Below are 25,181 nucleotides of genomic sequence, written 5' to 3' on the forward strand. Positions count from 1 at the left end.
CTCTGCAGTCCTTGAACCACAGATTGTGGAGCGGCGCATTGCGTCGCCGTTAATCACGCGTCTACTTCGACACCGTTGGTTACCCCGGCATGAAAGCTAATGCCGACTCGCGCCGGATTCTCCGTAGGACTGCGGGAAAATTTCGGTTCCCTCCAAGCGATCGACACGTCGGCGTAATCACCTAAGTGAGACCGCCCGTAATCTACCGGGTGCGCGCGCCTTCGCCGAGGCGCATCGGCTGCACGGCATTATCTTGCCGCTTTGGAACCCGGCCCGTCTCGGCGGCGACGCGGATGGCCTGGATATTCGCGGCATATTCGGCAACGCTCTTGCCGCGAAACACCGCGGAGCCCGCCACCAGCGTATCAGCGCCCGCTGCCGCCACGGCAGCGGCATTGTCGCGCGTGACACCGCCGTCAACCTCGAGCCGGATCGGCCGGTCGCCGATCATGGCTTTGATCCGTTCGATCTTCTCGAGCTGGGATTCGAGGAAGGACTGGCCGCCGAATCCCGGATTGACCGTCATCACCAGCACGAGATCGATGCGGTCGAGCACATAGGCGATCGCGCTCTCGGGAGTCGCGGGACACAGGCTGACACCGGCCTTCTTGCCGAGCGCACGGATCGCCTGCAGCGAGCGGTCGAGATGGGCGCCGGCTTCGGCATGAATCGTGATGACGTCAGCCCCGGCCTTCGCGAACGCTTCGAGATAAGGATCGACAGGCGCGATCATGAGATGCACGTCGAATATCTTCTTCGTCGTCGGGCGGATCGCCTTGATGACATCGGCACCGAAGCTGATGTTCGGCACGAAGTGTCCGTCCATGACGTCGCAATGGATCCAGTCGGCGCCGGCCGTGTCGATTGCGGCGATCTCCTCGCCGAGGTGCGCGAAATCCGCGGCCAGGATCGAGGGAGCGATGATGATCTCTCTGGTCATGGCTTTGCACTCCGCGCATCGGCGCCGCCGCTGAAGACACGGCTCGCCAGGACGTCCATGGGATCGATGGTTTCGAGATCGTCGACATCGAGCATACGGTCGAGGTCGGACACCAGGCGATCGGCCTGGCGCAAGCGGATGCGGTCGACGGCGTTGCGGATCGAACGCCCATTGGAGAAGAACGGCTGGGTCCGGCGCAGCGCGATGTATTTCTCGAACGCCTCGCGGGCCGCAGCCGAGAAGCGATAGCCCCGCTCCTTCAGCATCAGCTCGGCAATGACGAGCAGCTCGGCTTCGGCATAATCAGGGAATTCGATGTGATGGGCGATGCGCGAGCGGAAGCCGGGGTTGGACGCGAAAAAGCTCGTCATGCGCTCGCCATAGCCGGCGAGGATCACGACGAGGTCTTCGCGCTGGTTCTCCATCACCTGGAGCAGGATCTCGATGGCCTCCTGACCGTAGTCGCGTTCGTTGTCGGGGCGATGCAGATAATAGGCTTCGTCGATGAACAGCACGCCGCCCATCGCCTTCTTCAGGATCTCCTTGGTCTTCGGCGCAGTGTGGCCGATATATTGCCCGACGAGATCGTCGCGCGTCACCGAGATCACCTGCCCCCGCCGCACGAAGCCGAGCCCGTGCAGGATCTTGGCCATGCGCAGCGCGACGGTCGTCTTGCCGGTGCCGGGATTGCCGGTGAACGACATGTGCAGCGTCGGCGGAGCCGATGCCAGGCCCGCGCGCTGCCGGATGCGTTCGATCAGCAGCAGAGAGGCGATCTGGCGCACGCGGTTCTTCACCGGCTTCAATCCGATCAGCTCCTGCTCGAGCTGCTGCAGCGTGTCGGTGATCCCGGCCGCTTCCGCTTCCTTGCGGAGATCGAATTGGGTCTCGCCGGGCTCAGTCGTCGTTGCGTGGGGAACATCCAGCATCGTTACCTCGAAGAAAAGGAGCTTCGCCGCGGGGGAGCGGCGAAGCAGTGGTCCGCCAAGGATGCGGAGCAGGGAGAGCTCCGCGCGGAAGCGGATGGCTTACGTTGGCGCGTGCGCGGCCGGCCGGCGCACGGTGGTGTAACGGATCGCGCGGCCGCCGACTTCCTGCCGCACCAGCTCGAACTCCGCCTCATGCGGAGGCCTATTGACGAGGAAGGAGATCCGCACCGATTCCCAGCCATGGCTTGAATCGAAGCCGCTGATGCGGATGTACTTGTTGCCATACACCCTGCGGCACTCCGCGAGCTCCATCATCACGCCGGCGGCGTCCTGGAGGTCGAACATCGGCAGGCCCCACATCTCCCAATAGGTGTTGCGGGGATGAGGATCGTCGGTGAATTCGATATTCACCGCCCAGCCGTTGCCGAGGCAATATTGCACCTGCTTATAGATCTGATCGTCGGTGAGATCCGGCAGGAACGAAAAGCAACCCTGAGTGAGTTTCATGCTGCGTCTCCTCAAACGGTTTCGAGCGCGGTCGGCACGAAGTCCGGCGTGTCGGTGGATTGATAGTTGAACGTCACGTCCTTCCAGACCTCGAGCGCAGCCTTCAGCGGCGTGCAGGTCTCGGCCGCCCTGGCCAGGATCTCCGGACCTTCGTGGACGTAGTCGCGCCCCTCGTTACGGGCGAGGATCATCGCTTCCAGCGCCACGCGGTTGGCGATCGCACCGGCCGCAATGCCCATGGGATGGCCGATGGTGCCGCCGCCGAACTGCAACACGACGTCTTCGCCGAGCAGGTCGAGCAGCTGATGCATCTGGCCGGCATGGATGCCGCCGGAGGCGACCGGCATCATCTTGTTCAGGCTCGCCCAGTTCTGGTCGAAGAACAGGCCATGCTCGAGCTTGGTCGGGTTGAAGTCCTCGCGGCAGACGTCGTAATAGCCGCGCGTGGTGTTGGGGTCGCCTTCCAGCTTGCCGACCACCGTGCCGGCATGGATGTGATCGACACCCGCGAGCCGCATCCATTTGGCGATGACGCGGAACGACACGCCATGGCTCTTCTGCCGCGTATAGGTCGAGTGACCGGCGCGGTGCAGATGCAGGATCATGTCGTTGCGCCGCGCCCATTTGGCCATCGACTGGATCGCGGTGTAGCCGATCACGAGGTCGATCATGACGATGCACGACCCGAGCTCCTTGGCGAACTCGGCGCGCTCGTACATGTCCTCCATCGTGCCGGCGGTGATGTTCAGGTAGGTGCCCTTCACTTCGCCGGAGGCCGCCTGTGCGCGGTTCACGGCCTCCATGCAGTAGAGGAAACGGTCGCGCCAGTGCATGAAGGGCTGCGAGTTGATGTTCTCGTCGTCCTTGGTGAAGTCGAGGCCGCCCTTCAGCGCCTCGTAGACCACGCGGCCGTAGTTGCGGCCTGAAAGCCCGAGCTTCGGCTTCACGGTCGCGCCCAGCAGCGGCCGGCCGAACTTGTCGAGCCGCTCGCGCTCGACCACGATGCCGGTCGCCGGTCCCTGGAAGGTCTTCACATAGGCGACAGGGAAACGCATGTCTTCCAGCCGCAGCGCCTTGAGCGGCTTGAAGCCGAACACGTTGCCGATGATCGAGGCCGAGAGGTTCGCGATCGAACCCGGCTCGAACAGGTCGAGGTCATAGGCGATGTAGGCAAAATACGAGCCCGGCGTGCCCGGCACCGGATCGACGCGGTAGCATTTTGCGCGATATTTCTCCGCCGCGGTCAGGCGATCGGTCCACACCACGGTCCAGGTCGCGGTCGAAGATTCACCGGCGACGGCCGCGGACGCTTCGATCGGGTCAACGCCTTCCTGGGGCGTGACGCGAAACAGCGCGATGACGTCGGTGTCCTTTGGCGTGTAGTCGGGCTCCCAATAGCCCATGCGCTTGTATTCCATGACGCCCGAGCGATAGCGCTCTTTGCCGCGGACCGTGCCGGTATGTGCGTTCATGTCTCTCTCCTGCTGTTTTCTCTGTTGTTTCCGATTGACTAGGCCGCAACGGGCTCGCGGGCATCGACGCGCGGATCGAGCTCGCCGGCGCGATAGCGCCGCGCCATCTCGCTCAAGGGAATGACCTTGATCTTGCTGGCATGGCCCGCGGTCCCGAACTGCTCGAAACGGTCGCGACAGAGCTCGCGCATCGCGTCCATCGCCGGTTTGAGGAATTTGCGCGGGTCGAACTCGGAACGCGTTTGCGCGGCGACCTTGCGGAACACGGCCGTCATCGCGAGGCGGCAGTCGGTGTCGATATTGACCTTGCGCACGCCGCTCTTGATGCCGCGGACGATCTCCTCGACCGGCACGCCCCAGGTCTGCGGCATCTCGCCGCCGAACTGGTTGAACATGTCCTGCAGCGGCTGCGGCACCGACGAGGAGCCGTGCATCACCAGATGCGTGTTAGGCAAGCGGCGATGGATCTCCTCGACCACGCGCATCGCCAGGATGTCGCCATCCGGCTTGCGGCTGAACTTGTAGGCGCCGTGCGAGGTGCCCATCGCGATGGCGAGCGCATCGACCTTGGTGGCACGAACGAAGTCGACCGCCTGGTCGGGATCGGTCAGGAGCTGGTCGTGGCTGACCGTACCCTCGACGCCGTGGCCATCCTCCTGCTCGCCACCGCCGTGCTCGAGCGAGCCGAGCACGCCGAGCTCGCCTTCGACGGAGGCGCCGACCCAGTGGGCGAGATCGACGACGCGGCGGGTGATCGCGACGTTGTAATCGTAATCGGCCGCCGTCTTGGCGTCGGCCTTGAGCGAGCCGTCCATCATGACGGAGGTGAAGCCATGGGCGATGGCGGACGCGCAGGTCGCTTCGTCATTGCCGTGGTCCTGGTGCATGCAAAGCGGGATGTCCGGATAGGTCCGCTCCAGCGCGTCGATCATGTGCGAGAGCATGAGATCGCCGGCGTAGCTGCGCGCGCCGCGCGAGGCCTGGATGATCACGGGCGCGTCGACCTCGGCCGCCGCCTGCATGATCGCGATGCCCTGCTCCATATTGTTGATGTTGAACGCCGGCACCGCATAGCCATGGCTGGCCGCGTGGTCGAGCAGTTGGCGAAGTGTGATACGGGCCACGAGAAGTCCTCCTTATTGTCGCTTGCGAGCGACCGCCCGGCGGGCGGCTTCCGCAATGCTTTGCGGTGTGATGCCGAATTCGCGGTACAGCACCGGCGCCGGCGCCGAGGCGCCGAAGCCGCGCATGCCGACGAATTCGCCCTCAGCGCCGAGCCAGCGCGCCCAATCGCCCTGCACGGCAGCCTCGATTCCGACACGCGGCGCGGTACCGAGCACGGTGGCGCGGTAGTCGTTCGGCTGCTCCTCAAACAGGGCGAAGCAAGGCGCGGACACCACGGCCGCACGAATGTGCTCGGTCGCAAGCAGGCGGGCGGCTTCCAGTGCAATCGACACTTCCGAACCGGTTGCGATCAGCGTCACGTCGCGTCCGCCGTCCGGCGAGACGACGAGATAGGCGCCGTGTGCGACGCGGTTTCTGCCGCGCGCATCGCTACGGAAGGTCGGCAACGCCTGCCGCGACAGGCACAGCACGGAGGGGCGGTCTTCGGAATTGAGTGCGCAATCCCAGGCTTCCAGCGTCTCCACCGCGTCGGCGGGACGGAACACCAGCAGGTTCGGGATCACCCGCAGCGCGGCAAGATGCTCGACAGGCTGGTGCGTCGGGCCGTCCTCGCCGAGGCCGATGGAATCGTGGGTCATCACATGGATGACGCGCAGCCGCATCAGGGCCGCAAGGCGGATCGCGGGCCGGCTATAATCGGAGAACGCGAGGAACGTGCCACCGTACGGGATGAAGCCGCCATGCAGAGCGAGGCCGTTCATCGCGGCGGCCATGCCGTGCTCGCGAATGCCGTAGTGGATGTAGTCGCCGGCGAACGTCCCGCGCTTGACGGGGACTTGCAGCTTGGCGTGCGTGAGGTTCGAATGCGTCAGGTCAGCGGAGCCGCCGACCAGGCCGGCAATCGTCCCGGCGATGCCGTCGAGCACCTGTTGCGAGGCCTGCCGCGTCGCGAGCTTCGGACGCTCGGACGCAAAGCGTTCGCGCAACTTCGCCGCGGCCAGCGCGTAGGCGGCCGGCAGGGCAACCGCCTTGCCTTCGACGAACATGTCGCGCTGCTCGGCCGTCGCGCATTCATAGCGATCGAGCCAGGCGAGCCGATCGACCTGGCCGCGTTGCCCGATCATCCGCCACGCTTTCTGGACCGTGACAGGCACCACGAAGGGCTGATAATCCCAACCCAGCGTCCGGCGCGCGGCCGCGGTCTGCTCGGTCCCGAGCGGCGCTCCATGGGCTTTCTCCGTGCCCTGCCGATCAGGCGCGCCGTAGCCGATGACGGTGCGGCAGGCGATCAGCGACGGTTTGGCGGTCTCCCGCTCCTCTGCGATCGCCTGCGCAATCGCTTCGGGATCGTGGCCGTCGATGCTGCGCACCGACCAGCCGGAGGCGGCGAAACGCGCGAGCTGGTCGTCGGACGTCGCCAGCGAGGTGGGCCCGTCGATCGAGATCCCGTTGTCGTCGAACAGCACGATCAGGCGGCCAAGCCCGAGATGCCCGGCGAGCGAGAGCGCTTCCTGGCTGAGGCCCTCCATCAGGCAGCCGTCACCCGCGATCACATAGGTGAAATGATCGACGAGGCCGTCGCCATGTCGCGCGTTGGCCATCCGCTCGGCGAGCGCCATGCCGACCGCGGTTGCGATCCCCTGCCCCAGTGGCCCCGTCGTCATCTCGACGCCCGGCGTGTGACCATATTCCGGATGGCCCGGCGTCTTCGAGCCCCATTGCCGGAATGCCTTGATGTCGTCGAGGCTGACGTCGCCGCCGGTCAGATGCAGCAACGCATAGAGCAGCATCGAGCCATGGCCCGCCGACAGCACGAAGCGGTCGCGGTCCGGCCAGTTGGGATGCGCCGAGTCGAATTTCAGGAAGCGCGAGAACAGCACGGTTGCGACATCGGCCATGCCCATGGGCAGGCCGGGATGACCCGACTGCGAGGTCTCGATGGCGTCGACCGCGAGGAAGCGGACGGCATTGGCGAGATCGTTGTGCGTGACCGCCGTGAGGTCGGCTTCGGCATGAACCGAGATGTTCATTGGATTCTCTCCTCGTTCACTTCAAGCTGCGCTTGCGCTCGATCAGCTGCATGATCAGCGGCGTCAGGATCAGCTGCATCGCGAGATCGAGCTTTGCGCCGGGGCACACGATCGAGTTCGCGCGGGACATCCAGCTCTGCGGCAACATCGAGAGCAGATAGGGGAAGTCGATGCCGCGCGGGTTCTTGAAGCGAATCACCACCATCGACTCGTCCGGCGTCGGGATCCAGCGCGCGATGAACGGATTGGAGGTGTCCACCGTCGGCACGCGCTGGAAGTTGATGTCGGTCTCGGTGAATTGCGGGCAGATGTAGTGGATGTAGTCGGGCATCCGCCGCAGGATGGTGTCGGTGACGGCCTCGGTCGAATAACCCCGCGCACTGCGGTCGCGGTGCAGCTTCTGGATCCATTCGAGATTGATGACCGGCACGACGCCGATCTTGAGGTCGGCATAGCGCGCGACATTGACCTTGTCGGTGACGACGGCGCCATGCAGGCCCTCGTAGAACAACAGGTCCGAATTCTCCGGCAGCCGCTTCCAGTCGGTGAAGGTGCCGGGCGCCGCGCCATGCAGCGCGGACTCCTCGGCGTCATGCACGTAATGCCGCGTCGTCGCGGTGCCGGTCTCGCCATAGTCGCGAAACGCACGCTCCAGCTCCTCGAACAAGTTGGTCTCGGGGCTGAAATGGCTGAAATGCTTGTTGCCGCGATCGGCCTCCTTCGCCATCTGCGCGCGCATCTCGGCGCGGTCGTAGCGATGGAAGGCGTCACCCTCGATGTAGGCCGCGTTGACCTTCTCGCGGAAAAATATCTGCTCGAACGTCTTCTTGACCGAGGTGGTGCCGGCGCCGGAGGAGCCGGTGATGGAGATGATGGGATGCTTCCTGGACATCGGACGCCCTCCTTACAGCCGGAAGAATCCGCGCCGCGCGAACAGCGGCGCTGAGACACTGGCAACCAGCAGCGGATCGCAATGCAGTTCCTCGACGCGGCGCACCTCGTTGCTCGAGCCCATGATCAGCGGCACGCGCTGGTGCAGGCTCTGCGCCGAGAGATCGAGGATGCGCTCGCGCCCCGTCGTGGCGGAGCCGCCGGCCTGCTCGATGATCATGGCCATCGGATGCGCTTCGTAAGTCAGACGCAGGCGGCCGTCGCCATAGCCGGCACGCGCGTCCGAGGGATAGAGGAAGATGCCGCCACGGGTGAGGATGCGATAGGCTTCGGCGACCAGCGAGCCGACCCAGCGCATGTTGAAATCGTGGTTGGCTGGCCCGTCGACGCCGGCGAGGCACTCGTCGACGAAGGCACGCACCGGCGAATCCCAGTGCCGGCGATTCGACGCGTTGATCGCGAACTCCTCGCAGGCCTCGGCAATCTGCGCGCCGCTGCGCGCGAGGCGGAAGCAACCCGCCTTGCGATCGAGCGTGAAGATGTCGACGCCTTCGCCGAGCGTCAGCACCAGCGAGGTCTGCGGCCCGTAGGTGACGAAGCCCGCCGCGAGCTGCGCCGAGCCGCGCTGATGGAAGGCAAGCGAGAGATCATCGGGGGCGGGCAGGATCGAGAAGATCGTGCCGACCGTCATGTTGATGTCGATGTTGGAGGAGCCGTCGAGCGGATCGATCGCGATGCAGATCTTCGCCCCACGATCGCCGATCTGGGCCTCGCGCATTTCTTCCGAGGCGAGCGCGGCGACCGGCAGCTTGCTGAGGCAGCGGCGCAGGATCGCGTCCGCCTGCACGTCGAGATCGCGCTGGACGTCGCCGTCGCTGTTGCGGCCGGTGGTCAGGCCGGAGGCGTCCGCGAGATCTCCGGTGGCGATCAGGTCAGCGATCTCAATGGCCGCTGCCGCGATGGCATCGACCGCGGCCGCCACGGCGAGCGCATGAGGTGCGGTCTCCGAATACCGTTGAAGGTGGTCGTCCAGCCTCAATTGCCCGGTCATCTGCGCATCCCCTTTGCCGGCGCCGTATCCAGTTCCCTCCCCTCTGGAGGTCGGTACGGTCGGTCCCGGCATCAGGAGATTGACAGGGGCGGCTTAATAAGGAAAATTTCTATTCATAATGAGTGTCAAAGAATTTTCTTATAATGGCCCCAGCCATGCGGCGGCCCAGCTCCGGCATCTGACGATCCGGCAGCTGCGCTCGCTTGCGGCGCTCTCGGCCAAAGGCAGCGTGACGGCGGCGTCCGGGCATCTCGGGCTGACCCAGCCGGCCGTGACCCAGCAACTCCGGCAGCTTCAGGATCTCGCCGGCCTGCCGCTGGTGCAGCGGACCGGCGACGGCATGCTGCTGACGGAGGCGGGCAAGGAGGTCTTGACGCTGGCCGAGCGGGTCGAGGCCGCCATCATGGACTGCCAGGGCGCGCTCGACCTGCTCGCCGGGCGGACCGGCGGCACCGTGCATCTCGGCGCGGTCTCGACCGCGAAATATTTCGTGCCGCACGCGATCGCGGCGTTCTCCAAGCGGTACCCCAAGATCGAGATCAAGCTCACCATCGGCAACCGCGAGGAGATCCGCGAGGCCATGCACGGCTATGACCTCGATTTCGCGGTGATGGGTCGGCCACCGGCCGACGTCACGGTCGACGTCCGCCAGCTCGGGCGCAATCCGCACATCATCGTCGCGCGCAAGGGGCACTGGCTGGAGAACGATTCCGGCCTCAACCTGACCGACCTCGTCCACGAGACCTTCCTCACTCGCGAGCCCGGCTCGGGCACGCGGACGCTGATGGAGGGCATGTTCCAGAAGTCCGACCTCGAGCCGATCATCGGCATGGAGATGAGCAGCAACGAGACCATCAAGCAGGCCGTGATCGCCGGGCTCGGCATCGCCTTCATCTCGGCCCACACCGTGGCGCATGAGCTGACCGAGGGCCGACTCATCGTGCTCGACGTCGCGGGCCTGCCGATCGTGCGGCAATGGTACGTGATCCGCCGCAGCGACAAGGTGCTGCTGCCGCCGGCGCAGGCGATGTTCGATTTTCTGGGCTCGGAAGGGTCGAACTACCTGCCCGACGTGCCCGAGTTCGGCGGACGATGATCCGCCCGCGCTCAGCTCATCAGCTTCATGGCAACCGTCGCCGCCAGAATCACGATGATCTGGAGCAGACGCTCCGTCGTGAAGATGCGGTTGAACGTGATCATCGCTTGCCCCGGCCGACGTGAGGGAGATTTCGGTCGGCCCGTTGCTAGCACAGGCGGGCAGCCAGACAACTCCGTAATTGCCACAGGTGCCGCTTGCCGCCGGCCTGTTGCGAGGAGACCGCACGTCATCCCCTCCCCGGCTGACGGTCGATCCACCACGCAACATCGCGCGCGGCGCCCTCCTGGAATCCGACGACCGGCACGCCTGCAGTCACGCCGCGGAGGCGGCGGACGTCGGCGGCAATGATCGGCTCGGCGTCGATGCCCGTTGCATCGACGGCGCCGAACCTGGCCAGATGGCGTGCTTCGAGGAGACCTGCGACATGCTCGATCACGCTGCGCAGGCTGCGCGTCTCGCCACTGGCGAGATTGACGACGCCGGAGAGCTCGCTGTCGAGCACGGCGGCGATCATCTGCGCGAGGTCATCGACATAGACGAAATCGCGAAGCTGCCCGCCATGCGAGCAATCGAAATGCTGTCCCGCGCGAAGGCTCCGGATCAGCGAGGGGATCAGGCGCGCCTCGGGCTCGTGCGGCCCGAACGGGACAAACACGCGGCCCCAGGCGGCGCCTGCCGCGATATAGGCTTCGGCCGTCGCGAGCTTGGCTTGTCCGTACAGTGTCGTGGGACGGCATTGACTCACCTGCTCCTCGCACGGGCCGCTCTGCGGTCCGTATTCGAGGCAGCTTCCGATGCCGAGGATGCGCTGGGTGCCGCGGGCTCGCGCACGTGACAACAGGTCAATGCTCGCCTCGGCCCACAACCGATTGACGGGATCCTCGCGATAGCGGCCCGGCCGCACCTCCCATGCGAGATGAACGAGATGCGTCGGCCGCGATGCCGACAGCGCATGTACGCGGCCGGCTTCGGTGAGGAGATCGGCCGCATGCCATGTCACACCGGCCACCGCCGATTGAGTCGCGCGCGTGACGCCGTGCACCTCGAAGCCGCGACCAGTCAGCACAGGCAACAGCGCACGACCGACGAAGCCGGACGCGCCCGTGACCAACACCCGCCTCATGCGAGACACGGCAGCGCGCGGTCGCGCGCGGACAGAATAGGATCGGCAAGCGGCCAGTCGATCGCGAGCGATGGATCGTCCCAGCGAATGCCGGCCGCGCCTTGCGCGTCATAGGGCACATCGATGCAATACATCAGCTCGGTGCCCTCAGTGAGCGTCTGGAAGCCGTGCGCGCATCCGGCGGGAATGAATACGGCATTGCCACGGCCGGCGGCGAGCTCGACCGAGCACCATTGTCCATAGGTCGGCAGCGACCGGCGCAGATCGACGATCACGTCGAACGCGCGGCCGGCAACGCACCGCACCAGCTTGGCCTCCGGTCGGCCCATCTGATAGTGCAGGCCACGCAACGTGCCGGCGCGCTCGTTATGCGAGAGGCTGTGCTGCGCGAAATGCGTCGGCAGGCCCTGCGCCGCGAAGGCCTCAGCATCGAACAGCCGGGCGAAGAATCCGCGCGCGTCGGTCTCCGGCTCGATCCCGATTTCAACCACGCCTGGCAGCGCCAATGCAGTGAACTTCATCCCGGGCCTCCGCACCGCGACGCCGCCGTTGCGAACGTCGGTTCACCGAAACGCCTTTTGGGTTGCATCATGCGCAACGTTGTCGGAATTTCCGTGGCTTGGGAGAATTCACTAACAGCCGCGGCACGACGGCACAACCGGACGATCCGTTCATGGACAGGCATCGATGCCGCTTTTGCGCGCGGGAGCTCGATGAGACCTTCGTCGATCTCGGCCTGTCGCCTTTGGCGAATTCCTTCGTGCCGCCGGAGCGGGCGGAGGCGACTGAGCCGACCTATCCGCTGCATGCCCGTGTGTGCCCCGCCTGCGGACTGGCGCAGCTTCCGCAATTCGAGCCTGCGGCCAACATCTTCGAGCAGTATCTGTATTATTCGTCCTATTCCGAGAGCTGGCTCCGGCATGCGGAGAGCTATGCCGCCGAGATGGTCGTCCGTGCGAAGCTCGGCGCAGCGTCCGAGGTGATCGAGATCGCCAGCAACGATGGATATCTGCTGCAATATTTCCTGCGCGCCGGCATCCGTGCGCTCGGCATCGAGCCGGCCAGCGGTCCGGCGGCCGCTGCGATCGCCAAGGGGATTCCGACCCGGATCTGCTATTTCGGCCGCGACGTCGCGACCGCGCTGCGCGCCGAAGGTCATAGGCCCGAGCTGATCGTCGCCAACAACGTGCTGCCGCACGTCCCTGATATCAACGATTTCGTCGCGGGCCTGCGCATTCTCCTGCCCGAGACCGGGCGCGCCACGCTGGAGCTTCCGCATCTGTTGCACCTGATCGAAGGCATCCAGTTCGACACGATCTATCACGAGCATCTGTCGTACTTCTCGCTCGCGACCCTCGAGAGGGTGTTTCGCGCACACGCGTTGCGCGTCTTCGACGTGGACGAGTTGCCGACCCATGGTGGCTCGCTGCGCCTGCATGTCTGCGCCGAGGCTGCGCCTCAGAGCCCTTCGCCCACACTCGAGAGCTTGCGCCGGCGCGAGACCCTGGCAGGGCTCGACCAGCCGGCGAGCTATCGTGATTTCCAGGCCAAGGTGGCGGCCAAGCGCGAGACGATCCGCGACTTTCTCGTCGCGGCGCGGCGCGCGGGCAAGTCGGTGCTGGCCTATGGCGCGCCTGCGAAGGGCAACACGCTGCTCAATTATTGCGACGTCACGCGCGAGCTGATTCCGTTCACCGTGGACCGCAATCCGCATAAGCAGGGCCTGCTGCTTCCGGGATCGCATCTGCCGATCCGCGATCCCGCCGCCCTGATCGCGGCCAGGCCCGATTACGTCTTCATCCTGCCCTGGAATCTGAAGGACGAGATCATCGCCCAGCTGGCGGAAGTTCGCGCCTGGGGCGGACGATTCGTGGTGCCCGCACCCGATCTGACGATCATATCGTGAGCGATGGTTAACAATCAGGCTGCGAGCGGAGCGGCGTAGTCCGCGCGCAACGCGAAATAGGCTTCCAGCTCCGACAACGCCCGCGCTTCCCAATCGCTCGCCTGCTCCAGCAGCGACCAGCTCTGGCCCGGGCGGAACGCAGCGGTCTGGCGATAAAGCGATGCGATGCCGCGATAGCGGCGCACATTCTCCAAGATGGCTTGACCGTTCATGTCCGAAAACTCCCTCGTCATTCCCGGGGGAGAAACTGCGGCCAAATCTTTTTCGAAAAGTTAGCGGCGCGCGGCAAGCTTGCGGATGGTTGCCGGACTGTTGCGCGGACGCAACGTGCACGGCCGGGCAAAGGCGAATTATTGCGGATTCGTTGCCGCGCTCTCGCCCGGGGACTTCAACCCGCCCTGGCTGACGATCCTCATGGTCTCGCGGCAGAGATCGGCGAGGCCAATCAGCAGCACCGCGAGCAGGCAGAACAGGTTGATGGAATCGGTATTTGCGTTGCTCAGCGCGTTGAACTCGAAGAAGGGCGGAATGAACGCCCACCACACCAGGGGAATGGTGAACAGCGCGGCAAACCCCGCCGCCGGCGTGCCCGCAACGATGCCGAGTATGAACAGGCCGGGCAGGAACGCTGCAAAATAGAGCTTTGCGCCGAGCGCAACGCAAATGCCCTGAAACGCAGCCGACATGGCGACAACGACGCATCCGAGCAGAAACGCCTGCCACGACCATGGCCGTACCCGCGGTACGCCAAACAGCCCCGCACGCCTCATCAGCCTCCCCCTGCCGCCCATTAACCGGGCCTGCTTGAGACCAAAGTACTACAGCAGCACCGGAATCGCGAGATGCAAATTGCATCACCCGGCTGCCTCCCGCGGCCCGGTAAACGGCCGCATCGCACAATTGCTGTGGCCGGCGGCTATTCGGTCGCCGCCGGCCCGGTAAACGGCCGCATCGCACAATTGCTGTGGCCGGCGGCTATTCGGTCGCCGCATAGAGCAAGCCGATGACGGGCAGAGCGAGGCCGATGGCCGATGCGAGCGTCCAGCCGCCTTGCGCGAAAGCCCAGGCGCCGACCGCGGAGCCGGCCGCGCCGGCGGTGAAGAACGTCGCCATGTAGAGGCCGTTGAGGCGGCTGCGGTGCTCGTGCCCGAGCGCGAAGATGGCGCGGAAGCCGAGCACGACATTGCCCTGGACGCCGACGTCGATGGCAATTGCCGCCGCGACCAGACAGACCAGGTTCAGCATCGAGCCGGGCGCGCCGAGATAGGTCACGAGGAAGCCCCCGGCCGCGAGCAGCATCGCGACCAGCGTCGCGATGCGGCTATGGCCGCGATCGGCGAGCCGTCCGGCGATGGGCGCCGCGAACACGCCGGCCACGCCGGCCAGCGCAAACAGCGCGATGCCGCGCTGGGTGAAGCCGAACGCGTCGGCGAGCTGGAGCGGTGCCACCGTCCAGAACAGGGTGAAGCAGCCGAACAGGCTGGCCTGGTAGAGCGCCCGGCGCCGCAGCAGCGGCGTCGCCCGCACCAGATGCGGCATCGACAGCAACAGTTCGCCATAGTGCATCCGCGTCACCGGCTTGCGGTTCGGCAGCGTCATCCAGAGCACGGCCGTCAGCACGATCATCAGCGCGGCGGAGGCGAAGAACACCGCGTGCCACGACAGCGCCGAGGTGACGAAGCTCGACACCGGACGCGCCAGCATGATGCCGAGCATCAGGCCGGTCGAGACGTTGCCGACGACACGGCCGCGGATGGCTTCCGGCGCCAGATGCGCGGCATAGGGAATGATGATCTGCACCGCGACCGATCCGAGGCCGATGAACAGCGCGGCGATCAGGAACGGCAACGCGTGGGTGGCGAACGCGGCGGCGAGCAGCGCCGCCGCGCCGAGCGTGATGACGGAGCAGATCAGGATACGGTTCTCGACGAGATCGCCGAGCGGCACGATCAGCAGCAGCCCGGTGCCGTAGCCGATCTGCGTCATGGTGACGATCAGCCCGCCAGCTGCGTGCGACAGGCCGAGCGCGGCGCTGATCGGGGCGATCAGCGGCTGCGCGTAGTAGATGTTGGCCGCGATCATGCCGCAGGCCGCGGCAAGCACGAAGGTCAGGCGCTGCGACACCGCATCCGGTTCGGGCGCGGTCTCGATCGTGGCATTCATCGTCATGACGCGAAGTCTCCGAGAAACGGGAATGATCGTTCCCTAATAGGACACAAATTCAGGCGAGCAGTTTCATCGCGACGCCGACGAGGCGGGTCCCGTCGAGCGGCAGGCGCGCCTTGCCGACGACACGCAGGCCCTGCGTGATGCAGATCATCAGCCGCGCGGTGTCGTCGGCCGCGACATGACCGGGAATCGAGCCGTCGGCCTGCCCCTCGCGAATGAGGCCGGCGATGAAATCTTCGTTGGTCTCGAGCTGCGCGGCGACGCGGGCGGCGACGACGGAATCGACCGCCGACAATTCGACCGCGCTGCCGACCACGAGGCAGCCGCGCCGTCCCTCGGCGCCCTGGGACTGCTCCACATAGGACAGCAGCAAATTGCGGACCCGATCGCGGCCGTTTGTGCCGCGCCGGGCGGCGCTGCGGGTCTGCTCCTGGCGCAGCGCCGTATAGCGCTCGAAGGCAGCCAGGAACACCGCATGCTTGTCGCGAAACGCCTTGTAGATGCTCCCCGTCGCCAGCCGCATCGCCGCGGTAAGGTCGCCGATGGAGGTCGCATGATAGCCGCGCTCACGAAACACCCGCACGGCGCGGTCCAGCGCCGTATCCATGTCGAATTCCCGGGGACGACCGGGCGGACGGGCGGCAGACGGCGATCGGCGGGCGGCTTTTTGCATTGCGGGATAATAGGGAATGATTGTTTCCTAATAAAGACAATTGGTTGTGATGGGGGAGATCGGGTGGTCGGATAAGCAGGCCCCGGGCCTCGTGTCCCGGACAAGCAGCAACGCGAAGCGTTGCGGCGCAGAGCCGGGACCCAGAAGGCGACAGGGCGCGATGCGGATGGATGGGCCCCGGCTCTGCAGCGCACCGCCCCGGACGATGCTTCGCATCGCCCGAGCGCTGCGCTGCGTCCGGGGCACGCGAGCGGAGTGTGGCGCTCGCCCTCTCCACCGTCATCGCGACGAGCTCTAGCGACGAAGCAATGACGGTGTATGAGGCGATGGCTCGTTCTCCAAGCGCGCAGTGCCGTAGGGTGGGCAAAGGCGCATGGCGCCGTGCCCACGATCTCTCTCCATAAGCAACAAGACGTGGGCACGCTGCGCTTTGCCCACCCTACGATATCGAGTTTGTGGCACGCAGCTCAGCTCACAGACACGCCTTCGCGTCCTCGCGGCGGATTTCGCCCGAGCTTTGCTTCAACTCTCCACCCTCCAATCCAAGAGGGCGCAGGGAAGGCCGGGTGCCGGTTCGCACCCGCGGTCCGCTGCGCGAAATGCACACGCAGGAAGAACCGCACAGCAGCATACAGGTGGTGCCGATCACTCGGCCTTCCCTGCGCGATGGTCGGACGGCATATGCCGTGATCTCCCGGGAGCCGAACTTTCCTTCTGGCCTCCCTCGCTCCCGCGAATTGGATGATGCAGTCTGCCCGGTTGGGCCCGCTCGCACCTTCGCAGGACTTGACCGTAGCAACGACGGCCAGGACCACACGGTTTTGCCGTACGCGTTCAGCGTCGCTCGTCCGCACGCGGTTTCGGGCTCACAGGGACTACCCGCCCTGCCCGCTACCATCTCGTGCCGACGCTGTCGCGTCCACCGCAACCCGGCTCGCGAAACGTGACGACGCGCGATCGCCCCTCAAGGTCAAGCCGGGACGGGCAACACATACGCCGAAACCGAATTTCGGTAAAGTGGAATATTTCTGCGCGCGTGGATTGACAGAGGGCGACACAGCCCTCTCCGCTCCGTCATCCTGCACGGTCGTCAGGATGGAGATCACCCCTTCCGCAACACCGGCGTCCCATGCGCCGTCGTCGTCACGCCCTTCCGTTCCACGATCATCCCATAAGCCTGCGGCTGGCGGTGAAGGTCGAAATTGAAGGTGGTGCGCTTGTAGGAGTTGCAGAGGTCGAGATCGCAGCGCGCCAGCGCGATCTCGTCGCCCTTGGTCGTGCATCGCGCGATGATCTCGCCCGAGGGCGCGATGATGCAGCTGCCGCCGATGTGATCCACGCCCTCCTCGACGCCGGCCTTGGCGACGCCGACCACGAAAGTGCCGTTCTGGTAGGCGCCGGCCTGCATCACCAGATGGTTGTGGAACAGCGAGAGATCGTCATGCTCGGGCGCGGGCGGATTGTGCACCGGCGTGTTGTAGCCGATCAGCACCATCTCGACGCCCTGCAGGCCCATCACCCGGTAGGTCTCGCTCCAGCGGCGGTCGTTGCAGATCGCCATGCCCATCACGCCGCCGAAGGCCTCGGTCACGCCAAAACCGCTGCCCGGCTCGAAGTAGCGCTTTTCCAGATGCTGAAATTTCCGCCACGGCTCGGGCTCGGCATGGCCGGGCAGATGGACTTTGCGATACTTCGAGACGATCGCGCCGCTCTTGTCGACCAGAATGGACGTGTTGTAGCGCCTGACGACATCGGCCTCGACCGTCAGCTCGGCATAGCCGAGATAGAAGCCGATACCGATCTCGCGGGCGAGATCGAACAGGGCACGCGTCTCCGGCCCCGGCATCTCGCGCTCGAAAAAACTGTCGATCTCGGCCTGATCCTCAAAATACCAGCGCGGAAAAAACGTCGTCAGCGCAAGCTCGGGATAGACGATCAGATCGCAGCCGCAGGCTTTCGCCTCGCGCATCAAGGCCATCAGCCGGGCGACAACTTCCGTCCTGCTCGCGGTCCTTGCGATCGGGCCAAGCTGGCCGGCTGCGATAGTTACGAATCTCGCCACGCCTCATTCCCTCGTCTTCCGGAGTGCATCGGGCCTGAGCCTATCTAGCAGCGCACCGCGCGCACAGGCCGGCTCGACCCATCGTCGCGATGAGGCACAATCAAATTCCATGCCTACGGGTATCATTGTGCAGCGGCCGGCGCCCGCGCATCAAAACGTTGCGAATCTGCAACGGTTCCCCGCGATCTGAAGCCGGACAAAACAAACTCCCATTCCGGCCACGAACCGCTCTCACAAGGCCGTGAGACTAGCAGGGGAACGGCGATGCGTGCACAACGCGTTTGGAAAGTGAATGGAGATGCCAGCATCGGGCAGCTCCAGTCGAGACTGGACGATCTGAACAAGCGTCTCGGTCAACTCGAAAACCAGCATCCGGAGAGCTGGAAACTCGAGGAACTGAGAGCGAGCGCGCTCAGCCTGTCCCGCGAGATCGACGACATCCGCTGCGCCGAGGCGACGGCGGCATTGAGCGAGTTGCTGCGGAAGTAGTCACCCCTGGCGATTCGGCGTTGGCGCCAGCGAAACCCGTCGCTCCCTCTCAGTCGCGCGAGGAACCAACCTCTCTCGCCGTCATTTCCATGAGAGCATGGAGCACGATCATGACCAGGCACCTGACGCGAACCCATCTCGCGCGCGGCGTGGCCGGCGCGGTATCCACGCTGGTCCTGTGCGCGACGGCGGCCTTCGCTCTCGCGCGCCATTTCGCGCTGTAAGGGATTTCGCATGACGTCCGATCCCGAGGAGCAGGTGAGGCTGCAAGGTTTTGGCGAGATGACGCTACGCACGGCGATCGCGACGCTGACGGCGCTCGCGCCGCGGGAGCAATCGGAGGCTGCGATCTTCCGGGTGCGTGACGGCGTGCGTCTCGCGCAAAGCGAGATCGCCGAACTCGCGTCGAGCTGGGACATACCTGCGACGCCTGAAGTCAGGTCCCCAAAACTCGTCCCCGAACAGCACTGGCCCGACATCGTTCGCGGCATGGTGCGCGAAGCGCCGCTGCCGGCGCTGCTGGTGGCGTTTCTGGTGGGGGTGGTGGTGGCAAGGCGGTGAGGAACCCCACCGCCCGCCCCGGGGACCCCGACCTATTCGTGACGATCCATCGCGGACGTCGCCTTGGTGTCGCGCATCGTCAGATAGACCAGCAGCGAAACCGCGATGCAGCCGGTCAGATACCAGTAGAACCAGCTTTCGTGGCCGATCGACTTGAACCATAACGCGATCGATTCGGCGGTACCGCCGAAGATCGAGACGGTCAGCGCATAGGGCACCCCGACGCCCGTTGCGCGTACGCTGGTCGGAAACAGTTCCGCCTTCACCACCGCATTGATCGCAGTATAGCCCGACACGATCATCCAGGCGGCGGCGATCAGCAGGAAGGCGGAAAATGCATCGTGCGTGGCCTGCAGCGTCGTCAGCAACGGAATGGTGAACAACGTGCCGGATACGCCGAAGCCGATCAGCAGCCATTTGCGCCCGATGCGGTCGGAGATCGCACCGTAGACCGGTTGCAGCACCATCGCGAAGACGAGGCTTCCCGCTGTCACCATGGTGGTCTGGTCGTCGGTCAGCTTCACCGACAGGCGGAGGAATTTCTGCATATAGGTGGTGTAGGTGTAGAACGCCGCCGTGCCGCCCATGGTCAGCCCCACCACGAGCATCAGCTCACGCGGGTAGTTCAGCAGCGCGCGGATCGAGCTGGATTTCTTCACCGCGGCCTGGCTGCTCTTGAAGGCGTCGGTTTCGTGCAGATTGCTCCGCATCAAGGCCGCGACGACCGCGAGCACGGCACCGAACGCAAATGGCACGCGCCAGCCCCAGGCCCGGATCTCCTCAGTCGAGAGAAACACCTTCTGCAGGAGAAGCAGCACGAGGATGGCGCAGAGCTGCCCGCCGATCAGGGTCACGTACTGGAAGCTGGAGTAGAAGCCGCGATTCTTCTCGTCGGCGACCTCACTGAGATAGGTGGCGCTGGTGCCGTATTCGCCGCCGAGGCTCAGCCCCTGCAGGACCCGCGCGAGGCCGAGGATGACGGGAGCGGCCAGACCGATCGAAGCATAAGTCGGTGTCACCGCAATGATCAGCGACCCGAAGCACATCATCACGACGGACAGCGTCAGCGCGTTGCGCCGGCCATAGCGATCGGCCAGATGGCCGAACATCCAGCCGCCGAGCGGGCGCACCAGGAAGCCCGCAGCAAACAGCAGCGCCGCATTGAGCTGCTGCACCACCTCGTCACCATCAGGGAAGAACGCCTTGGCGAAATACAGGGAGAACGCCGCATAGGCGTAGAAATCGTACCACTCGACGAGATTGCCGACCGAGCCGACGAAGATCGCGCGCAACCGGCGCTTCATGTCGGTGATATCGGCACGCTGCTCCGTGGCGGGCGCTCCGACAGTCTGAATCGAGGCTTCCTGTGAACTCACGACGTCCTCCGCAGATTTATTGGAAAACCGGATGGTTTCGGCGGTGCTTCAGCAACGACCGTGCCAATCGTGAGCGGCACGCAAAAACGGGGGGAATTGCCGTAAATTGCGCAGTTTTTGAGGAGGACGGCCACGCGAGGGCGGGAGCGTCGGCAAGAATCCGCCGATGCGAATGTCGACATCGGCGGATTTCCGCCGATCAATCGCCGGCTCAGGGCTCCCTGCGGCCGGGCCGCGCCAGCGCGTATTTCGCCATCTTCTCGTTCAGCGTCCGGCGCGGCACGCCGAGCTCCTCGGTGACGGCGGCAATCGACCAGTCATGCTCGCGCAAGGCGGCCTCGATCAGCGCACGCTCGTAGGCCGCAACACGGTCGGCGAGCGACCGCTGCGGCGCTCCCGGTTCGCCGCGTCGAAGGATCTCGGCGACGCTGCGACCGGTCGCGACCAGTCCCAGCGCATAGCGTTCGGCGACGTTCTTCAGCTCGCGCACATTGCCAGGCCAGTCATGCGCGAGCAGCGCATCGAGATCGTCCGCCCGCAGCGGCGACATCGTGCGGCCCGCGCCCTGGGCGGCAGCGGCGGCAAAATGCTCGAACAGCAGCAGGACGTCATTGCCGCGCTCGCGCAGCGCCGGCAGGTGGACCTCCGCCGCCGCAAGACGGAAGTAAAGGTCGGAGCGGAAGCGCCCCTGGCGGCTGTCGGCCGCGAGATCACCCTTGGCTGCCGCGATGACGCGAACGTCGACCGGCAGCAGCTTGTTGGACCCGACCCGCTCGATCGCGCGCTCCTGCAGCGCCCGCAGGATCTTGGCCTGGAACGGAAGCGGCATGCTTTCGATCTCGTCGAGCAACAGCGTGCCGCCGCTCGCGTGCTCGAACTTTCCGATGCGGGCGCCACGTGCGCCGGTGAAGGCGCCGGCCTCATGGCCGAACAATTCGCTTTCAAACAATTCGGCCGGGATCGCGGCGCAGTTCACGGCAACGAAAGGCGCCTTCGCGCGCGGACCGAAATCGTGCAGGGCCCGCGCCACCACCTCCTTGCCGGTTCCGGTCTCGCCGGTGACGATCACGTCGCGATCGTGACCGGCGAGCTCGAGCACGCTGGCGCGCACCGCGACCATCGGCTTCGACAGGCCGATCAGGCGGGCATCGATCTCGCCAGGCGCGGCGAGGCGATCCGAGAGCTGGCGAAGCTGCAATTTCAACTGTCGCCGCTCGATCGCGCGGGTCATGACTGCCGAGAGCAGCTCGGGATCATGAGGCTTCTGCAGGAAATCGTAGGCGCCCTCGCGCATCGCAGCGACCGCCAGAGGCACGTCGCCATGCGCGGTCAGGAGCACGACGGGAATATCAGGATCGGCGCGGCGAATGTCGCGCATCAACTCGAGCCCGGATCGCTGCGGCATGCGAAAATCGGTCAGCACGGCGTCGGGCGGAGTTTCCTTCACGAGGCGCATGGCCTCGTCCGCGCCCGCGGCAACCCGGACCGTGAACCCGCCCAGCTCCAGCCACTGCCGCACCGAATTGCGGACGATCTCCTCGTCGTCGACGACGAGCAAGGACCCGCTCATGCCTGCAGTTCCGATTGCTGGAAAACCGGCGCGACATCCACGACCGGAATGACGACCTTGAAAGTCGAGCCTTTGCCCGGCGCGCTCTCCACCAAGATATCTCCTCCGAACTCCCTGACGATTCCGTACGAGATCGAAAGCCCGAGGCCAAGCCCCTCGCCGATCTCCTTGGTGGTGAAGAACGGGTCGAACAGCGATTTGAGGTGCTCGGGTACGATGCCGGCGCCGGTGTCGCCGACCTCGATCACAGCGCTGTCGTCGCGGCGGCCGAGCCGGACCTGGAGCACCCGCCGCTCGCAATCGCGCATCGCATCGATCGCATTCGACAGCAGATTGACGACGACCTGCTCGAGCCGGATCGGATTGGCAAGGCTATGGAGCGGCTCGGCAGGCGCCTCGCGCACCACCTCGATATGCTCGTGGTCGATGCGGTATTGCAGCAGGCGGACCGCATTGTCGATGACAGGCGCGAGCTCTACGGCGCTGCGCGTCCCGGTCTCCTTGCGCGCGAACATGCGCAGATGATCGATCAGTGCCATCATGCGCTCGGCGATCGAAGACATCAGGTCGAGGTTGGCGGCCGCGCGATCGACCTCGTTGCGGCGGAGCAGGACGCGACTGCTCGCGACATAGGTGATCAGCGCCGCGAGCGGCTGGTTGATCTCGTGCGCGACGCCGGCAAGCGCCTGGCCGAGGCTCGCGAGCTTGGCGCTCTGCACCAGGCTTTCCATGGTCCGGCGCAGCTCTTCCGTGCGCTCGGCCACGCGCCGCTCGAGAACGTCATGCGCCTCGAGCTTCGCCCTGACGGCCTGCCGCCGCTGCCAGGCAACCAGCACGACCAGCAGCGCGGCGACGAGAGCCAGGACGCTCGCGATCGCGACGGTCGCCGCACTGCGCTTGGCATCCGCGACGTCCGAGAACAGGAGCAGCTTCCAGCCCTGGTCGTGCGGATGGACCTGAAGGGCGTATTCCCCGAGCTCGGCATTACCGCGACCGCGCGCGCGACCGATCTGGATGCGCTGCCGATCGCGCTCGGGCACGAAGATTGGAGCGGCGTCGATCGCCTGACCGAATTGCTGTGCGGCGTTCAGCTCTGCGAGCCGCTCCGCCGGCACCGGGAGCAGCGGACGATATTTCCAGTCCTCGCGGCTGGCGAGGAAGATCACGCCGTTCTCGTCCTCCATCGCCACGAGGTCGCCCGCCCGCGCCCAGTCGGACTCGAGCGAACCGAGATCGATCTTGACCACGGCGACACCGAGGGTTTTGCCGCCCTCCACGATCCGATGCGACAGGAAATAGCCGGGCTGTCCCGTGGTGGCGCCGACGGCGTAGTAATGGCCCTCGCCGGCGCGCATGGCGTCCACGAAATAGGCGCGGAACGCGTAATTGTGCCCGACGAAACTCGAATCCTGGTCGAAATTGCTCGCCGCCAGAGCGAGACCGGTGCTGTCGAGGACATACAGCTCGGCCGATCGAGCTCCCTGGTTGAGCGAATTGAGGTAGCGATTCGCGGCGGCGGTCGCCGATGCGTCATGGGGATCGCGGTAGAGCTCGCGGATGGGATCGGCGAGCGACAGAACCGCCGGCAAATAGCGATAGCGCGCGACGGTCGCGTCGAAGGTGCTTGCAATCAGCGCAAGCCGGTCATTGCCCTCCCGCTGCATGCGCGCAAACCCTGCATCCAGCGCGAGAACGTAGGCCAGCCAGCCCACCGCCGCGATCGCCGCAAGCGCGAGAGCGCCCGTCAGCGTGTGCCGCCGCAGAGCTGGACGAGGAGTTTGCATCTGGGCTCCGGACCGGGACGATATCGCTAGGTAGCATATCGCGCGACCGGCGCCCGAGGGGAACGCCGCGCGGAAAAGGGGCTGCTGGGGGAATGCCGAGCCGTCCGGTCGGTCGGGTCCGGCCCATGGGCCGCAACAAGCCATGCCGCCGCAACAGACCGCCCTGCCCGGCCAAATCGGCCGTGGACCCGATCCCGAAATCGTTGCAAAAGGGCGCTCCCGAGGCGCCGGCGGCCGGTCCGCCAAACCTCTGGAAAACGTCGACTTTTGGAAGAATGGTCGGAGTGGCAGGATTCGAACCTGCGACCCCTGCGTCCCGAACGCAGTGCTCTACCGGGCTGAGCCACACTCCGACAAGAAGGCGGCTTATAGCGGCGGGTTCGGCGCACTGCAAGCGGCCGGCATGAGGAATTTTGTCCCTGTGAAAACGGGTCTTGAAACGCTGATTTTACCGGCCGGCGAGGCCGGCGCCGAGGCTGCGGCCCGCACGCTGGCCGCCGGCGGGCTGGTCGCGTTTCCGACCGAGACCGTCTACGGGCTCGGGGCGGATGCGGCCAATGCCGCCGCGATCGCCCATCTCTACGCCGCCAAGGGGCGGCCGGCCTTCAATCCGCTGATCGCCCATGTCCCGGACATTGCCGCCGCGCGGCGGATCGGCCGGTTCGACGCGCGCGCGTTGAGGCTCGCGGAAGCGTTCTGGCCGGGACCGCTGACGCTGGTGGTGCCGAAGACGGAGGGCTGCGCGGTGGCCGAGCTCGCCACCGCGGGCCTCGACACGGTCGCGATTCGCATTCCCGCGCACAAGGTGGCGCAGGCGATCCTCCGCGCCTTCGGCGGCGCCGTGGTGGCGCCGTCCGCCAACATCTCCGGCCACGTCTCGCCGACGCTGGCGGCCCATGTCGAGAGCGACTTGTCGGGGCGGATCGACCTGATCGTGGACGGCGGGCCTGTAACGGTCGGCGTCGAATCGACCATTGTCGGCTGCCTCGAGGCACCGATGCTGCTGCGCCCCGGCGGGCTGTCGCGCGAGCGGATCGAGGCGGTGCTGGGCGCCCCCCTGGCGCGGCTGCCGGTGGAGGCCGAGAGCGACGACAGCCAGCCGCTGGCACCGGGCATGCTGGCCTCGCATTACGCGCCGCGCGCCAGCGTGCGGCTTCGCGCGCAGGACGTTGCGCCCGGCGAAGCGCTGCTGGCGTTCGGCTCTGAGCGCCTGCCTGGCGTCGATACGGCCGTCGCCGTCATGAATTTGTCGCCCACCGGTGATCTCGATGAAGCCGCCGCCAATCTGTTCGGCTATCTTCGCGCCCTCGATGCGAAGGGGCCACGGGCCATCGCGGTGATGACGATCCCCGAAGACGATCTGGGCGAAGCGATCAACGACCGGCTACGCCGGGCTGCCGTGGCGAGATGAGAGTGGAAGTAGA

The 25,181-nt window shown here is 65.7% G+C and carries 23 protein-coding genes and 1 tRNA gene; 5 read left to right on the plus strand and 19 right to left on the minus strand.

From position 1 onward, the window contains the following. Positions 1–202: 202 nt before the first annotated feature. The 8 genes from rpe to XI04_RS30020 form a co-directional block, all read right to left on the minus strand. Positions 203–940, minus strand: a complete 738-nt coding sequence (gene rpe, locus XI04_RS29985; RefSeq protein ID WP_038972651.1) for a ribulose-phosphate 3-epimerase — start codon at positions 938–940, stop codon at positions 203–205. Continuing rightward, positions 937–1,869, minus strand: coding sequence for a CbbX protein (gene cbbX, locus XI04_RS29990; protein WP_097668741.1), 933 nt, complete (start codon positions 1,867–1,869; stop codon positions 937–939). Before cbbX ends, rpe begins: the two co-directional genes overlap by 4 nt. 99 nt (positions 1,870–1,968) lie before the next feature. Next, the gene (locus XI04_RS29995; protein ID WP_028144064.1) at positions 1,969–2,376 is read right to left on the minus strand and encodes a ribulose bisphosphate carboxylase small subunit; all 408 of its coding nucleotides are present in this window, start codon (positions 2,374–2,376) and stop codon (positions 1,969–1,971) included. An 11-nt stretch (positions 2,377–2,387) separates the two neighbouring features. Beyond that, positions 2,388–3,848, minus strand: coding sequence for a form I ribulose bisphosphate carboxylase large subunit (locus XI04_RS30000; protein WP_028144065.1), 1,461 nt, complete (start codon positions 3,846–3,848; stop codon positions 2,388–2,390). 38 nt (positions 3,849–3,886) lie between these two features. Next, a complete protein-coding gene (fba, locus tag XI04_RS30005) occupies positions 3,887–4,972 on the minus strand; it encodes a class II fructose-bisphosphate aldolase (RefSeq protein WP_028144066.1) in 1,086 nt (361 codons plus the stop codon). A gap of 12 nt (positions 4,973–4,984) precedes the next feature. Next, on the minus strand, positions 4,985–7,003 hold the full coding sequence (gene tkt / locus XI04_RS30010; RefSeq protein ID WP_028144067.1) for a transketolase: 2,019 nt from the start codon (positions 7,001–7,003) through the stop codon (positions 4,985–4,987). A gap of 16 nt (positions 7,004–7,019) precedes the next feature. Then, positions 7,020–7,895: a phosphoribulokinase gene (locus tag XI04_RS30015; protein ID WP_018321765.1), complete on the minus strand. Its 876-nt coding sequence runs from the start codon at positions 7,893–7,895 to the stop codon at positions 7,020–7,022. A 12-nt stretch (positions 7,896–7,907) separates the two neighbouring features. Next, complete coding sequence (locus XI04_RS30020) at positions 7,908–8,945, minus strand: class 1 fructose-bisphosphatase (RefSeq protein WP_028144068.1); 1,038 nt, start codon at positions 8,943–8,945, stop codon at positions 7,908–7,910. A 118-nt stretch (positions 8,946–9,063) separates the two neighbouring features. Here XI04_RS30020 and XI04_RS30025 point away from each other — a divergent pair, with 118 nt between their 5' ends. After that, positions 9,064–10,041, plus strand: coding sequence for a LysR family transcriptional regulator (locus XI04_RS30025; RefSeq protein WP_028144069.1), 978 nt, complete (start codon positions 9,064–9,066; stop codon positions 10,039–10,041). Between the two features lie 229 nt (positions 10,042–10,270). Here the strand turns inward: XI04_RS30025 and XI04_RS30030 are convergent, their stop codons facing one another. Together XI04_RS30030 and rfbC are read right to left on the minus strand one after the other, a co-directional pair. Continuing rightward, a complete protein-coding gene (locus tag XI04_RS30030; RefSeq protein ID WP_028144070.1) occupies positions 10,271–11,167 on the minus strand; it encodes an NAD-dependent epimerase/dehydratase family protein in 897 nt (298 codons plus the stop codon). Next, positions 11,164–11,688 carry a dTDP-4-dehydrorhamnose 3,5-epimerase gene (gene rfbC, locus XI04_RS30035; RefSeq protein WP_028144071.1) on the minus strand — a complete coding sequence of 175 codons (525 nt, stop codon included), beginning with the start codon at positions 11,686–11,688 and terminating at the stop codon, positions 11,164–11,166. The genes XI04_RS30030 and rfbC overlap by 4 nt, the downstream gene beginning before the upstream one ends. Before the next feature lie 152 nt (positions 11,689–11,840). Here rfbC and XI04_RS30040 point away from each other — a divergent pair, with 152 nt between their 5' ends. Next, positions 11,841–13,073 carry a class I SAM-dependent methyltransferase gene (locus tag XI04_RS30040; protein WP_028144072.1) on the plus strand — a complete coding sequence of 411 codons (1,233 nt, stop codon included), beginning with the start codon at positions 11,841–11,843 and terminating at the stop codon, positions 13,071–13,073. 14 nt (positions 13,074–13,087) lie between these two features. Here the strand turns inward: XI04_RS30040 and XI04_RS30045 are convergent, their stop codons facing one another. The 5 genes from XI04_RS30045 to XI04_RS30065 all read right to left on the minus strand — a co-directional run bounded on the left by XI04_RS30045 (position 13,088) and on the right by XI04_RS30065 (position 17,977). Then, a complete protein-coding gene (locus tag XI04_RS30045; RefSeq protein WP_028144073.1) occupies positions 13,088–13,285 on the minus strand; it encodes a hypothetical protein in 198 nt (65 codons plus the stop codon). A gap of 138 nt (positions 13,286–13,423) precedes the next feature. Beyond that, positions 13,424–13,843, minus strand: coding sequence for a hypothetical protein (locus tag XI04_RS30050; protein ID WP_028144074.1), 420 nt, complete (start codon positions 13,841–13,843; stop codon positions 13,424–13,426). A gap of 205 nt (positions 13,844–14,048) precedes the next feature. Then, complete coding sequence (locus XI04_RS30055; RefSeq protein WP_271608964.1) at positions 14,049–15,242, minus strand: MFS transporter; 1,194 nt, start codon at positions 15,240–15,242, stop codon at positions 14,049–14,051. A gap of 52 nt (positions 15,243–15,294) precedes the next feature. Continuing rightward, positions 15,295–15,849, minus strand: a complete 555-nt coding sequence (locus XI04_RS30060) for a TetR/AcrR family transcriptional regulator (protein ID WP_271608963.1) — start codon at positions 15,847–15,849, stop codon at positions 15,295–15,297. Between the two features lie 1,168 nt (positions 15,850–17,017). Further along, positions 17,018–17,977: an N-carbamoyl-D-amino-acid hydrolase gene (locus XI04_RS30065; protein WP_097668747.1), complete on the minus strand. Its 960-nt coding sequence runs from the start codon at positions 17,975–17,977 to the stop codon at positions 17,018–17,020. A 264-nt stretch (positions 17,978–18,241) separates the two neighbouring features. Between XI04_RS30065 and XI04_RS30070 the strand changes: the two genes are divergently transcribed. Continuing rightward, positions 18,242–18,466 (plus strand): hypothetical protein, encoded by a 225-nt coding sequence (locus XI04_RS30070; protein ID WP_028141616.1) that lies wholly within the window; start codon positions 18,242–18,244, stop codon positions 18,464–18,466. A 234-nt stretch (positions 18,467–18,700) separates the two neighbouring features. Next, a complete protein-coding gene (locus XI04_RS30075) occupies positions 18,701–19,027 on the plus strand; it encodes a hypothetical protein (RefSeq protein ID WP_038951193.1) in 327 nt (108 codons plus the stop codon). Positions 19,028–19,059: 32 nt separating this feature from the next. Here XI04_RS30075 and XI04_RS30080 read toward each other — a convergent pair whose 3' ends face one another. From XI04_RS30080 to XI04_RS30095, 4 genes are all read right to left on the minus strand, one after another. Next, positions 19,060–20,331 (minus strand): MFS transporter, encoded by a 1,272-nt coding sequence (locus XI04_RS30080; protein ID WP_028141618.1) that lies wholly within the window; start codon positions 20,329–20,331, stop codon positions 19,060–19,062. A 283-nt stretch (positions 20,332–20,614) separates the two neighbouring features. Further along, on the minus strand, positions 20,615–21,973 hold the full coding sequence (locus XI04_RS30085) for a sigma-54-dependent transcriptional regulator (protein WP_038951195.1): 1,359 nt from the start codon (positions 21,971–21,973) through the stop codon (positions 20,615–20,617). Continuing rightward, on the minus strand, positions 21,970–23,757 hold the full coding sequence (locus XI04_RS30090) for a sensor histidine kinase (protein ID WP_271608962.1): 1,788 nt from the start codon (positions 23,755–23,757) through the stop codon (positions 21,970–21,972). The genes XI04_RS30085 and XI04_RS30090 overlap by 4 nt, the downstream gene beginning before the upstream one ends. A gap of 276 nt (positions 23,758–24,033) precedes the next feature. Then, positions 24,034–24,110 (minus strand) — tRNA-Pro (locus XI04_RS30095). A 68-nt stretch (positions 24,111–24,178) separates the two neighbouring features. Between XI04_RS30095 and XI04_RS30100 the strand changes: the two genes are divergently transcribed. Next, positions 24,179–25,168, plus strand: coding sequence for an L-threonylcarbamoyladenylate synthase (locus tag XI04_RS30100; RefSeq protein ID WP_271608961.1), 990 nt, complete (start codon positions 24,179–24,181; stop codon positions 25,166–25,168). Positions 25,169–25,181 lie beyond the last annotated feature (13 nt).

Origin of the sequence: Bradyrhizobium sp. CCBAU 11430, assembly GCF_028128855.1 — a bacterium.
GTDB lineage: Bacteria > Pseudomonadota > Alphaproteobacteria > Rhizobiales > Xanthobacteraceae > Bradyrhizobium > Bradyrhizobium ottawaense.